Below are 12,402 nucleotides of genomic sequence, written 5' to 3' on the forward strand. Positions count from 1 at the left end.
CGTGGGGATATAAAGCTGCGCGAAAACGCTATTACAGGTCGCTCTCGTTAAAGCCGGTGTCGATATCGAGGTTGACTCCATCGGCCGCGGTGGTGGCGAGTTCGTCGCAGCGCTCGTTGAGCTCGTGGCCGGCATGCCCCTTAACCCAGATGAACTCCACCTTATGCTTGCTCTTTGCGGCAAGCAGGCGCTCCCACAGGTCGCGGTTCTTAACGGGCTGCTTGTTGGCAGTTTTCCATCCGCGCTTTTTCCAACCGTCGATCCAGTGCCTGTTAAAGGCGTTGACGACGTACTGCGAGTCGGAGTGGACCTCGACCTCGCAGGGACGGTTGAGTGCCTCGAGCGCCACGATGACCGCCATGAGCTCCATGCGGTTGTTGGTGGTCTTGGCGTAGCCACGCGAAAGCTCGGAGGTGAAGGTCTTGCCGGCGGGGTTGGTGTATTTGAGCACGGCGCCGTAGCCACCGCGTCCCGGATTGGATCGAGCCGAGCCGTCGGTATAGATGATGACCTTCACAGACTTCCTTTCGTCGAGTTCCTCTCTTGCGGCTGTCTATTGTAGCGCCCGGTCCATCCTGTTTTATGCGAGGCGCGCCGCTCCACAAGGATGGTGGAGACGTTGTCGCCAAGAAAGATGGGCGACCTGAATTGTCAAGAGCTAGAGGGCTTTTAAATCTGCCATTTCTATCCCGTCCCCAAATGGTTGGTTTTCGTGGATGATGCGTTCGAGTTCGTCGAGGTATTGCCGCAGCAGGGGAGAGGGCTTGCGCTCATCGTGCATGATGTAGCCCACGCGCATCATTGGGGCGTCTGCCAACGGGATCGATGCCATGCCCCATTGCATTTCATTGGAGAGGACACCGGTCGACAAAGTGTAACCGTTCGACGTGATGAGCAGATTGGTGAGCGTGCCACGGTCGGAAACGCGGATGTTGCGGTCGCAGGGGATATAGCTAAACGGCTCCTCGGCGTAATAGAAGGAGTTCGAGGTCCCCTGCTCAAAGCTGTAGCGCGTATAGGGCGTAAGGTCGGCAAGCGATAGCTGGGGGCGGCGTGCGAGCGGATGGCGCTCGCTAACGAAGACGTGGACCGTTGCATCGAAGAGGGGATGGAAGCTTGCGCGGGCGTCGGCGAAGGCCTTCTGCAGGACGCGGGCGTTAAAGTCATCCAGATACAGAATGCCGATATCGCTGCGAAATGCGCGGACGTCGTCGATGATCTGTGACGTGGTGGTCTCGCGCATGATGAACTCAAACTTACTGTCGCGGCAGCGCTCGACGACGTTGACAAAGGCCTCGACCGAAAAAGCGTAGTGCTGGGCCGAGACGGCAAGGCGTGCCTGGGGTGTGCCGCCGTCCTCGTAGCGGGCCTCGAGCATATCGGCCTGCTCTACGACCTGGCGCGCATAGCCTAAAAGCTCGGTGCCGTCGTTGGTGAGTGTGACGCCGCGGCTGGAGCGCGTAAAGATTTCCAGACGGAGCTCCTGCTCTAGGCTTTTGACGGCGTTGGAGATATTGGATTGCGCGGTATAGAGGCGCTGAGCTGCGGCGTTAATTGAGCCGGATTCTGCCACGGCGATAAGAAAACGAAGCTGCTGGAGGGTCATCGGCACCCGTCCTTTCGATAGCTATCTAAAAAACCGATAACAGGTTAGCGCTTTTAAGTGATTGACCGCGCGAAACAATGCTCGTACTATTCAAAACACACAAAGGCGGTAGGTAATTAAGCCGACCACGAGAACGGGTTGTCAAAAGGAGGACCGCATATGAACTGCTTACTAAGACGAATGCCGGGCTCCTGCTTGCGCCCGTCGGCGTGATCAGGAGACGGCGACTTACTTCTCTTACTCTTATTACTTTTGTTTGATCAAGGAGATCATTATGAGCCAGTTTATCAACAACCCCGAGCACACCTTTGGTTTCGACACCCTGCAGCTGCACGTTGGCCAGGAGAGCGCCGACCCCGCATCCGATTCCCGCGCCGTGCCTATCTACCAGACCACGAGCTATGTGTTCCGCAACTCCCAGCACGCCGCTGACCGCTTTGGCCTTGCCGACGCCGGTAATATCTACGGTCGTCTGACCAACTCCACCCAGGGCGTCTTTGAGGACCGCATTGCCGCGCTCGAGGGCGGCGTTGCAGGTCTTGCCGTCGCCTCTGGCGCCGCCGCCATCACCTATACCCTGCAGGCCCTCGCTCAGGCCGGCGACCATGTGGTGGCCCAAAAGACCATCTACGGTGGTTCCTACAACCTGCTGGAGCACACGCTCTCCCAGTTTGGTGTCGAGACCACCTTCGTCGATGCCCACAACCTGGACGAGGTCGAGGGCGCCATCAGGGACAACACCACGGTCATTTACTTCGAGACGCTCGGTAACCCCAACTCCGATATCCCCAACATCGACGCTATCTCCGAGGTCGCTAAGAAGCATGGTCTTCCGGTTGTTGTCGATAACACCTTCGGCACCCCGTATCTGTTCCGTCCGCTGGAGCACGGCGCCAACATCGTCGTTCACTCTGCAACTAAGTTTATTGGCGGCCACGGCACCTCGTTGGGCGGCGTGATTATCGATGGCGGCAACTTCGACTGGAAGGCGAGCGGCAAGTATGCGCAGATCGCCGAGCCCAATCCCTCCTACCATGGCGTCTCGTTTGCCGAGGCCGCCGGCCCCGCTGCCTTCGCGACCTATGTCCGTGCTATCTTGCTGCGTGACGAGGGCGCCTGCATTAGCCCGTTTAACGCCTGGGTCCTGCTCCAGGGCACCGAGACCCTGTCGCTGCGCGTTGACCGCCATGTCGAGAACACCAAGAAGGTCGTTGAGTTCCTGATCGGTGACGGCCATGTTGCCAAGGTGAACCACCCGAGCCTGCCCGAGCACCCCGACCATGAGCTGTACCAGAAGTATTTCCCCCGTGGCGGCGCCTCGATCTTCACCTTCGAGATCAAGGGCGGCCAGGAGGCTGCTTGGAAGTTCATTGACCACCTGCAGGTGTTCTCGCTGCTCGCCAACGTGGCCGACGTCAAGTCGCTCGTCGTGCACCCGGCTACCACCACGCACTCCCAGCTCTCTTCCGAGGAGCTTGCCGAGCAGAACATTACGCCCTCTACAATCCGTCTTTCCATTGGTACCGAGAACGCCGAGGACATCATTTGGGATCTGAAGCAGGCCTTTGCCGCGCTGGACGAGTAAGGCGACTTGTGCAAGGGCCCCTTGCGACTCGATAGGTATAACTGAACTGCATAAAATGCCTGCTCAAGGCGCCTGCGCGAACAATGGTTGCGCAGGCGCCTTTTTTGCATAGGAAGGGCGCTATTACAGGGTTTTTGGCATGATTTATGCAATCGAGATGTGGAAAACTCCTGTTGAGAGGATGTGAGTTTTACGCAAATGACGTGCACCTTTTGAGAAAAAGCGCAGGTCACGATTTACTCGGGGTACTATGCAGCGCGATCGAATCACACGCAGCTTAAACGCAGCAAAAACTCACTACGGAGGTTTCCAGCTACATGAGGATCGATTCACGAAAACCGAAGGCCGCTGCCCTTTCTGCCACGCTTGCCGTGGCGCTTTTAGTGGGTGCCGGCGTAACCGATGCCCACGCGGCAACACTGTCCGACGCGGTCGGATCAACGCCGTCCGAGGCGACCCTGATGCAGCCCGTCGACTATCGTGGCGACGGCTTTGGCTCCATGCAGGAGTGGAACGCCTCGATGGGGGCCAAGCGCGATTCCCTAGAGGTCCGCGCGCAGATCATCATGAACATGTACGGTGACTATGCCACCGATGACGAGCGCGCTGTACTGCAGGGTTGTATCGACGGTGCGGGCAGTCTTTTGACGATGGAGGAGGTCGACGCGAAGTCGGCCGAGCTCGACGAGCTTCGCTCCACGCTCGAGGATGCTAAGCGCGAGGCGCTCGAGGCTGCGGCCGTCGAGGCAGAAGCTGCCGAGCCCGTTCAGGCTTCGTATTACAACGCCGGCTCCGGCTCGTCTTACGCGTCTGCTGCGTATTACGCGAACGGCTCGGGCCTGACGCGCTCGAGCGGCGTCAATAACTACAACGGTCGTCGCGAGACCTATTACAGCAGCAACGTGTTGTATCACCACCGCACGGGTGAGTGGACGCTGGATTCCGAGGGCTTTTGGCGTGATTCCGACGGCTACTACGTGGTGGCTGCGAGCGATAAGTCCCAGGGCTCGACCTTTACAGGCTCTAAGGGCGAGTGCAAGGTCTACGATTCGGGTTGCGCAGCCGGAACTACCGATTACTACACCGGTTGGTAATCTGTCGGCATCGATTGCACATGATGGACGGGCGTCTTTACCGAGCTTTCGGGCAATGTAAAGGCGCCCGTTTTTATATGCATTTGGGTTAACAGAGCCCTTACCGTGGCACTACGTTGGGCATATGGGCACGGGGCATACTAAGTCATGAGAAACAAGGTCTTTCTCGTGGAGGAAGTGATCCCATGAACGCTCGAGATGTCGCTATTGCCGTCGTTGCCCTTTTGATCGGATGTCTTGGTCCGACGGCGGCGTTAGTTGCCGGCTTGCAGTCCACTACGGGTGCCGCTCCTGTGGTTGTGAGCGCCTTGATTGCAGCGGCGCTGTTGGGAAGCGCCGGCGTGGTGCTTTGCCGCGATGACGAGGACGAGGTCCCGGAGTCGCAAAACGAGCCTCAGTTTTAGCCTCGGCCTAAATGCGACAGGCCTTCGCGAGCGATGGGATCCTCGCGAAGGCCTGTCTGCTTACATTGCGCGCGCCGCCGTGCGGGCGAGGCTACCAGCTGCTTTCTATTTCGCGAATCCTCTGGTAGAGCCAATCGTTTTGCGGCACTTGGATATCGTGTTTGGCGGCCAGGCGGCAGATGGTGCCCGCGAACTCCTCGACTTCGGTTTTACGTTGTGCGATGCGGTCCTGCGCCATCGAGGGCATGCCGGCGGGGTCGATTCCCTCGATGAGGTGCACCATCTGCGTCAGGTCTGCCTCGGTAAGCTCAACGCCCTCGGCGTTGGCGACCGCAAGTGTCTCGCGCATGGCGGAAACAAAGCAGCGACGCTGCTCGGAGTCCTGTTCCGTGGCGCTCCCGTACGTGCCGCCGTAGGCCATGCAGGTCTGGTTGATGCCATCGTTGAGCATGAGTTTGGCCCACATGCGGTGCGCAATGTCGCTCTCGACGGTATGGGCGATGCCGCAGCGCGTGTAGAGCTCATCGATGGCGGTGACGGTTGCGGGCTCGGTGCCTGCTGCCGCGCCAAAGCGAATCTCGCCCGCATTGGTAAAGGTGAGCGCGCCGTTAAGGAATACGGCGTCCATGCCCTGGCAGATGCCCAGGACGGTGTGCTTCCAGCCAAAGCGCTCGGCTATTTTTTGCTCGCTCGTAATGCCGTTGCACAGCGAGGCGATGAGTGTGTTGGGTCCCACGACGCGCTCCATAGTCTTGAGTGCTTGTCTGAGCTCCGTCGTCTTGACCGTGAGAATGACCAGATCGGCGGGCGTTGCCTCGCTGGCGCGGACGGACTTGAGCGCGCAGGGCTTTCCGTTGACGGTGAGCGCATCGCCCACGTGGCGCTCGAAACGCGCGTCATCCATGACGTATTCGACGGCGTCATTGCCGAGGGCCTTGGCAATCGTACTGCCGTAGAGCAGGCCGACGCCGCCCTTGCCGATAAAGGCGACCTTGTTGATCTGCATGTGAATCATCTCCTCACAAAAAGGCGCCCGCGTGCGGGGCGCCTGATGGATTGTATGCCGCTGGGGCATGTGGCGTACACCGGAGGCTGAATTTAGAAGAACAAACGCATGGGAACTTATGCCGCGGGGCAGATGGCAAAAACGCGCGCGGGATATCCAACGCCATCGCGCACCTTGGGGAAGGTGCAGAAGATGACGGCGCCTGTGGCGGGAAGCTCGTCCAGATGGTCCATGACCTCGATCTGGTAACGGTCGACCGAGAGGATGTATTGTTCGCCGGGATAGGGGTAGGCGTCCTCGTGTGTGGTAATGGTTGCGGGGTCGGTGTCTGCCGGTTCGTGGCCAATGGCGCCGATGTTGCGCTCTTCAACGAGCCACTTTATGGCGTCGAGGTCCCAGCCGGGATAGTGGGGCTGGCCGTCCTCGCCCTTGTTTTCGAGGTCGGCGAGCTTGGACCAGTCGGAGCGGAAGGCGACGAATGCGTCCTCGGGAATGCGACCGTGCTCGTCCTCCCAAGCTTTGAGGTCATCGATAGTCAGGATAAAGTCGGGGTTTGCGGCGCACTCCTCGTGCTTATCGATCACGCAGAGCGGATGCATAAACTCGACGGGCTCGATCTCGCCGAGGGAGCGGCCGTCAACATGAAAGTGGCGCGGCGCATCGACGTGGGTGCCGTACTGCGAGGCGACCGAATACTGGAAGCAACGCATGGGCGCGAGCATATCCTCGGGCGTGCCGGGCAGGTAGTCGAAGAGCTTGGTGGACTCAAATGGCTTAAAGCCAAACCAGTGCGGGGTGTCGCACGAGAGCGTGTGGGTGAGGTCGATCCAGCGGTAATCGGTGCTTTTGAGCTGGGTGGCGAGGTTCCAAAGGTCGAGCGTGGGCATGGCTGGCTCCTTTCATCGGACTTTTTGCTGATGTTAAAGCGCTGCCATGACGACTCGATTTCTGTTGGGTTACGATACGTTCTCGATTGCGATTCCGATGTGTTTCGGTGACGTGACGGGTTTGTTTCGCCGCGTCAGAGCTTCGATGGGGGAGGAGGGGCCGTGCAGTATCGCGTTGACCCCAAAAGCGGTAACCGTATCTCGGCGTTGGGGCTGGGGTGCATGAGGTTTCCCGGTGCGCCGGGACGCCCCGATGCGAAGACAGCCGATGCTATCATTTCCCGCGCCGTGGAGCAGGGGATAAATTACCTGGATACGGCTTATCTTTATCCCGGCAACGAGGCTTGCGTAGGCGCTTCGCTTGAGCGCTTGGGCCTGCGCGACCAGGTTTTGCTCGCGACCAAGCTGCCGCACGCCTCGTGCAAGTGCGCGGAGGATTTCGACCGTTTCTTTGATGAGCAGCTGCGCCGCCTGCGGACTGACCATATCGACTACTACCTCATGCACAACATCACCTCGCCCGCCCAGTGGGAACGTGTGGTGGCGTTGGGCATCGAGGACTGGATCGCGCGTCAAAAGGCGGCGGGGCGCATTCGCCAGATTGGTTTTTCGTATCACGGCAGCGCGGCGGATTTCCTGACGATGCTTGACGCATATGACTGGGATTTTTGCCAGATACAGTACAACTATGCCGGTGAGCGTTACCAAGCGGGAACGGCGGGGCTCATGGCCGCCGCCGAGCGAGGCCTCGCGGTGTTTGTGATGGAGCCGCTACTGGGCGGGCGTCTAGCAGGCAAGCTGCCCCCGCGGGCCCGCGCTGTGCTCGATGACGCCTGTGACCCGCATTTGCGCACCCCTGCCGCCTGGGGGCTTTCGTGGGTGTGGAATCATCCTCAGGTGACGATGCTGCTTTCGGGTATGACCGATACCGCGCAGGTGGATGAGAACGCGGCGTTGGCCGATCGGGCCCTGCCGGATTCGATGACAGCTACTCAGCTCGATGCCATCGCACGCGTGCTGGAGGAGTTTGAAAAATCGAATCGCGTGCCCTGCACGGGATGCGGCTATTGCATGCCGTGTCCTAAAGGCATCAATATTCCTGGGTGTTTTGCCGCCTACAACGCAAGCTATGCGCACAGCTGGTTTACGGGTCTATCGCAGTACTTTACGGCGAGTGCGGTGCGCACAAGCGAGCCCAAGTTGGTGAGCAATTGCGTCAAGTGCGGCAAATGCGCACGCCACTGCCCGCAGCACATCGATATTCCCGAGCGTCTCGACGATGTGCGCCGACGTTTCCAGCCTGGCCCCGTGACGGCGGTGCTTAAGGCCTTCGGCAAAACGCGCTCCTCATGACCCTTTTATAACTTGCGGTGGAATAGTTCCTGTTTGCGGCAGAATAAGGCATCAACAGGAACTATTTCACCGTAACTGATGAGGGGGAGCTGGGGATGCTGACGATTGGGTGTCACCTATCCACGACGAAGGGCTATCGGGCGATGGGGGAGACGGCACTATCCATTGGCGCCAATACCTTTGCATTCTTTACGCGCAACCCGCGCGGCGGCAAGGCGAAAGACCTTGACATGCATGACGTGGCGGCCCTACGCGAGCTTATGGAACAAAACGATTTTGGTCCCCTCGTGGCCCATGCTCCGTATACCTATAACCCCTGCTCGGCCAAAGAGCGGGCGCGCGAGTTTGCCCTGGAGGCCATGGCTGAGGATCTGCAGCGTCTGGAAGCGCTGCCCGGCAACTTCTACAATTTCCATCCCGGTGCGCATGTGGGACAGGGCTCCGACGCCGGCATTCAGATGATCGTCGACACCCTGTGCCAGGTGATGTTTGAGGGCCAGCAGACGACGGTGCTGCTCGAGACCATGGCCGGCAAGGGCACCGAGGTGGGCCGCAGCTTTGAGGAACTGGCGATCATCATCGAGGGCGTTGCTGACAGGCGCCCCGAGCTGTCGGCCAAGCTGGGCGTTTGCCTGGACACCTGCCATGTAAATGACGCCGGCTATGATATCGTCCAAGATCTTGACGGTGTGCTCGACGAGTTCGATCGTGTGGTGGGTATCGAGCGCCTGCGCGCTGTGCATATCAATGATTCCAAGAATCCCCGCGGTGCCCATAAGGACCGGCATGAATGCATCGGCAAGGGTTACCTCGGCAGCGAGGAACTTGGCGGTGGAATGCAGGTTATGCAGAATATTGTATCGAATAGCTGCCTGCGATCACTGCCATTCATTTTGGAAACGCCGAACGAACTTGCAGGTTATGCGGCTGAAATTAAACTATTAAGGTCATTGCAGCAGTAATGACTGTCATAAAGTGGAGTGTTCCATTCACGTTATGGGTTTGTTTCAATCAGTTTTCTAATTGCAGATTCTCTCACGCGGGTGCATAATAGCCCTCAGTTTTTGCAGGCCCCTGAATCACATGGGGCCATTGGAAGGAGACTGATTATGAAGCTGAAGAAGCTTGGCGCATTTGCCGCCACGGGCGCCATGGCGCTCGCCCTCGCACTGACGGGCTGCGGCTCGTCCAACGCCACCTCTGGTTCTGATGCCGGTTCCAGCAGCTCTGACGACGCTAAGGTCGAGAAGGTCGACGGCTCCAAGGAGTACGCGCTCGTCAAGGACGGTACGCTGACCGTCGGCACCTCTGCCGAGTACGCTCCGTTTGAGTACAAGGATGACAACGGCGATTATCAGGGCTTTGACCTTGAGCTCATCAAGGCTATCGGCGACAAGCTGGGCCTGGATGTCGAGTACGTCAACAACGACTTCGACACGCTCGTCCCCGGCGTCGCTTCGGGCACCAAGTATGACGTCTCCATTGCGGCTATCACCGACACGCCCGAGCGTGAGAAGGAAGTCGCTTTCTCCGATTCCTACTACATGGACGATCAGGCTATCGTGACCAAGGTCGATAACACCGACATCACGGCCGACAATTACAGCGAGAAGCTCAACAACGCCGACGCTACCATTATCGTCCAGTCTGGCTCGACCGCCGAGGCCTTTGCTCAGGAGAACTTCCCCAAGGCCAAGATCATCCCCTACAAGGACGCTACCGAGTGCTTCAGCGCCCTGCAGTCCGACAAGGGCGATGCCGTAGTCACCAACCGCTCCGTTGCCAGCCAGCTGACCGCCGAGCAGTTCAACACCTGCCACACGGTTAAACAGATCAGCACCGGCGAGGAGTACGCCATTGCCATCAACCAGGGCAATACCAAGCTCAAGGACGACATCAACCAGGCCATCAAGGACCTGACCGACGACGGTACCGTTGACGCCCTCATGGCTAAGTACAACATCAAGTAAACAGATACTTGATTGCGTTTGGGCCCTTTCCGTTTAGCGGAGAGGGCCTTTGCGCTTCTCTCGACGGAGAGTGTTTCCGTCTCTATTTGCCGGCAACTTCTACGATAGGAGCCACCTTGTCTCGACTGAACAAAGGGGCCGCTGGGCAGCGTTCTTCACTACCCGCCTTGCTCCAAAAGCTAGCCTGCGTCATGGCCGTGGCGCTCGCGCTGGTGTGCGTGGGGGCATCTGCGCCCTCGACTGCCCAAGCGCTTGAGACCGCAAAGATTACCGCCCGACCCAACACCGGTTCGGGCAGCGATGTGGTCGGCGGCACCGAGACACGCATTACCTGGGAAGTTCAGGCCGACGCCGACGAGGAGCTGAGCGGTCTTTCGCTGACGTTTGTCGACGGCACGACGTTTGGTACCGATGACACGCGATTGACGATGCTCTCGGGCGAGGACCTCATGGATCGCACACCCATGAAGCCCACGTGCACGGCTGATGGCCAGACGCTCAAGATCGACTTTGGCGAGACGGCGCCTGCCGGCGGCTTTTTCCGTGTCGAGGTGTACGGCGTGACCTTCCCCGTCGAAGGCGGCGACGAGGCCTTTAGCGGCACCTATACGCTCGCCGACGGTTCGACCAAGAAGATTTCCAAGATTCCTTCCGTCGAGATTAAGGGCGTGACGGCCTTCGATAACTTCCAGGCCGATCTTAAGGAACAGCCGTGGGTCGAGGCTTGGAATTCCAATATGTTCCTGCGTCTGTTCTTGAACCCGGTCATTTTGGTCCAGAGCCTGCCGGTCGTATTTAAGGGCTTCCTTATGTCGCTCTCGATCGTGCTTGTGGCGTTTCCGCTGGCAATCCCCTTTGGCTTTGCCTTGTCGCTCATGCGCATCTCCAAGTCGCGCATTCTGCGCTGTCTTGCCGGCATCTACGTGAATATCATCCGCGGTACGCCGGCGTTCCTGCAGATCTATATCGCGTTCTTTGGCTTGCCACTTGCCGGCGTCAAGGTGGACGACTACGTCTTGGGCGTTATCGTCATGGCCATGAACTCGTCTGCGTACCTGTGCGAGATCTTCCGTGCCGGTATTCAGTCGATTCCCAAGGGCCAAAACGAGGCTGCCCGCTCGCTGGGCATGAATGCCTTTCAGACGTTGCTCTACGTTATGATTCCGCAGACGTTCCGCAATGTCCTGCCTACGCTGACCAGCGAGTTTATCCTGCTTTACAAGGATACGTCGCTGCTCGCCGCCGTGGGCGTGGTCGAGATCGTCATGAATGCCCGCACCATCGTGGCGACGACGGGCTCCATCACGCCGTATGTGGTTGCCGCCCTGTTCTATCTGGTCATTACCCTGCCGCTTGCGCGCTTGGTGAGCGGTCTTGAGGCGAGACTTCTGGGGACGGCCGAAACCAAAAAGAAGCGTCCCACCAAGAGCGCCGGACAGGTTGTCGCGACACCCGCCGATCATATTGCAGGTCTGTAAGGAGGTTCTATTATGAGCGAAACCAATAACTCGAACGAGGTCGTCGTCAGCATCAAGAATCTCCAGAAGGCCTTTGGCGATAACGTGGTCCTGCGCGACATTGATCTGGATGTGCACAAGGGTGAGGTCGTCGTGGTCCTGGGCCCCTCGGGCTCGGGTAAGTCGACGATGCTTCGCTGCATTAACCGTCTTGAGGAGCCCACGAGCGGCTCGATTGTCGTTGAGGGCGTGGATGTGTGCGCCAAGGGCGTCGACCTCAATAAGGTGCGTACGCACTTGGGCATGGTGTTTCAGCAGTTCAATCTGTTCCCGCACCTGTCGGTCAAAAAGAACGTCATGCTTGCGCAACAAAAGGTGCTCAAGCGCAGCAAGGAAGAGGCCGAGAAGATTGCCGTCGAGGAGCTGACCAAGGTCGGTCTGGCCGAGCGCATCGATTTTATGCCGAGCCAGCTTTCGGGCGGCCAGCAACAGCGCGTGGCCATCGCCCGCGCCCTGTCGATGAATCCGCACGTGATGCTCTTTGACGAGGCTACGTCGGCGCTTGACCCCGAGCTCGTCCGCGACGTTCTGGGTGTCATGCGCGATCTTGCGCGTGACGGCATGACGATGATCGTGGTGACGCACGAGATGGGCTTTGCCCGCGACGTCGCCGACCGCGTCGTCTTTATGGACGGCGGCGTTATCGTGGAGGAGGGCACGCCGAGCGAGGTCTTCGACCATCCCAAGAGCGGGCGCACCAAGGCGTTCTTGGGCAATATCTCGTAGCTGCTTTATGTGGCTGACATAGCAGAAAACGGGGCTGGATTTGGATCCAGCCCCGTTTTTGTTGGGATGCGAATGTGTTTTGGTGCAGAGCCGCGTATGGGCGGAGCTTATCGCCGTTAGGCGAGCTCGGCTCCAAGGGCGCGACAGGCGGCCTCTGCCTCGGCGCCGGCTGACGCCGCGCCCTCGGCAACGAGGTTTGCCATGGCTTCGGTGTTGCCTGTGCCGCTCCAGTAGACGACTGCGATCTTGCTCAT

General features: G+C 59.0%; 12 protein-coding genes and 1 pseudogene. 8 read left to right on the top strand and 5 right to left on the bottom strand.

The genetic code is table 11. The features are described from left to right. Positions 1–31 precede the first annotated feature (31 nt). Positions 32–517: a ribonuclease HI gene (rnhA, locus tag ACTQXO_RS05265; RefSeq protein WP_370450639.1), complete on the bottom strand. Its 486-nt coding sequence runs from the start codon at positions 515–517 to the stop codon at positions 32–34. A 141-nt stretch (positions 518–658) separates the two neighbouring features. After that, positions 659–1,606 (bottom strand): LysR family transcriptional regulator, encoded by a 948-nt coding sequence (locus ACTQXO_RS05270; RefSeq protein WP_427793852.1) that lies wholly within the window; start codon positions 1,604–1,606, stop codon positions 659–661. 274 nt (positions 1,607–1,880) lie between these two features. On the opposite strand from ACTQXO_RS05270, the gene ACTQXO_RS05275 reads away from it, so the two are divergent. From ACTQXO_RS05275 to ACTQXO_RS05285, 3 genes are all read left to right on the top strand, one after another. After that, entirely contained in the window at positions 1,881–3,191 is a 1,311-nt protein-coding gene (locus ACTQXO_RS05275; RefSeq protein ID WP_441545515.1) for an O-acetylhomoserine aminocarboxypropyltransferase/cysteine synthase family protein, read from the top strand. A gap of 317 nt (positions 3,192–3,508) precedes the next feature. Further along, on the top strand, positions 3,509–4,285 hold the full coding sequence (locus tag ACTQXO_RS05280) for a hypothetical protein (protein WP_441545516.1): 777 nt from the start codon (positions 3,509–3,511) through the stop codon (positions 4,283–4,285). A 185-nt stretch (positions 4,286–4,470) separates the two neighbouring features. Next, entirely contained in the window at positions 4,471–4,689 is a 219-nt protein-coding gene (locus ACTQXO_RS05285) for a hypothetical protein (RefSeq protein WP_154517389.1), read from the top strand. A gap of 91 nt (positions 4,690–4,780) precedes the next feature. Here ACTQXO_RS05285 and ACTQXO_RS05290 read toward each other — a convergent pair whose 3' ends face one another. Both ACTQXO_RS05290 and ACTQXO_RS05295 read right to left on the bottom strand, forming a co-directional pair. After that, positions 4,781–5,695: a ketopantoate reductase family protein gene (locus ACTQXO_RS05290; RefSeq protein WP_441545517.1), complete on the bottom strand. Its 915-nt coding sequence runs from the start codon at positions 5,693–5,695 to the stop codon at positions 4,781–4,783. A 116-nt stretch (positions 5,696–5,811) separates the two neighbouring features. Beyond that, positions 5,812–6,582, bottom strand: coding sequence for a cyclase family protein (locus tag ACTQXO_RS05295; protein ID WP_441545518.1), 771 nt, complete (start codon positions 6,580–6,582; stop codon positions 5,812–5,814). A 162-nt stretch (positions 6,583–6,744) separates the two neighbouring features. On the opposite strand from ACTQXO_RS05295, the gene ACTQXO_RS05300 reads away from it, so the two are divergent. From ACTQXO_RS05300 to ACTQXO_RS05320, 5 genes are all read left to right on the top strand, one after another. Beyond that, positions 6,745–7,935, top strand: coding sequence for an aldo/keto reductase (locus tag ACTQXO_RS05300; protein ID WP_441545519.1), 1,191 nt, complete (start codon positions 6,745–6,747; stop codon positions 7,933–7,935). 95 nt (positions 7,936–8,030) lie between these two features. Then, on the top strand, positions 8,031–8,897 hold the full coding sequence (locus ACTQXO_RS05305) for a deoxyribonuclease IV (RefSeq protein ID WP_441545520.1): 867 nt from the start codon (positions 8,031–8,033) through the stop codon (positions 8,895–8,897). Between the two features lie 147 nt (positions 8,898–9,044). Beyond that, entirely contained in the window at positions 9,045–9,905 is an 861-nt protein-coding gene (locus ACTQXO_RS05310; RefSeq protein ID WP_441041007.1) for an ABC transporter substrate-binding protein, read from the top strand. A gap of 116 nt (positions 9,906–10,021) precedes the next feature. Beyond that, complete coding sequence (locus tag ACTQXO_RS05315) at positions 10,022–11,383, top strand: ABC transporter permease subunit (protein ID WP_441068495.1); 1,362 nt, start codon at positions 10,022–10,024, stop codon at positions 11,381–11,383. A 12-nt stretch (positions 11,384–11,395) separates the two neighbouring features. Continuing rightward, positions 11,396–12,148, top strand: coding sequence for an amino acid ABC transporter ATP-binding protein (locus ACTQXO_RS05320; protein WP_441545521.1), 753 nt, complete (start codon positions 11,396–11,398; stop codon positions 12,146–12,148). A 155-nt stretch (positions 12,149–12,303) separates the two neighbouring features. On the opposite strand, the pseudogene ACTQXO_RS05325 reads toward ACTQXO_RS05320, so the two are convergent. Then, positions 12,304–12,402: pseudogene (locus tag ACTQXO_RS05325) on the bottom strand (flavodoxin domain-containing protein); the annotation flags it as partial.

Source organism: Collinsella sp. LCP19S3_D5, from assembly GCF_052121415.1.
In the GTDB taxonomy this organism is placed as follows: domain Bacteria; phylum Actinomycetota; class Coriobacteriia; order Coriobacteriales; family Coriobacteriaceae; genus Collinsella.

Coding starts and splice junctions, on each gene's coding strand:
- ACTQXO_RS05270 (WP_427793852.1), bottom strand. CDS start 1,606: ATGACCCTCCAGCAGCTTCGTTTTCTTATCGCCGTGGCAGAATCCGGC.
- ACTQXO_RS05275 (WP_441545515.1), top strand. CDS start 1,881: ATGAGCCAGTTTATCAACAACCCCGAGCACACCTTTGGTTTCGACACC.
- ACTQXO_RS05280 (WP_441545516.1), top strand. CDS start 3,509: ATGAGGATCGATTCACGAAAACCGAAGGCCGCTGCCCTTTCTGCCACG.
- ACTQXO_RS05285 (WP_154517389.1), top strand. CDS start 4,471: ATGAACGCTCGAGATGTCGCTATTGCCGTCGTTGCCCTTTTGATCGGA.
- ACTQXO_RS05290 (WP_441545517.1), bottom strand. CDS start 5,695: ATGCAGATCAACAAGGTCGCCTTTATCGGCAAGGGCGGCGTCGGCCTG.
- ACTQXO_RS05295 (WP_441545518.1), bottom strand. CDS start 6,582: ATGCCCACGCTCGACCTTTGGAACCTCGCCACCCAGCTCAAAAGCACC.
- ACTQXO_RS05305 (WP_441545520.1), top strand. CDS start 8,031: ATGCTGACGATTGGGTGTCACCTATCCACGACGAAGGGCTATCGGGCG.
- ACTQXO_RS05310 (WP_441041007.1), top strand. CDS start 9,045: ATGAAGCTGAAGAAGCTTGGCGCATTTGCCGCCACGGGCGCCATGGCG.
- ACTQXO_RS05320 (WP_441545521.1), top strand. CDS start 11,396: ATGAGCGAAACCAATAACTCGAACGAGGTCGTCGTCAGCATCAAGAAT.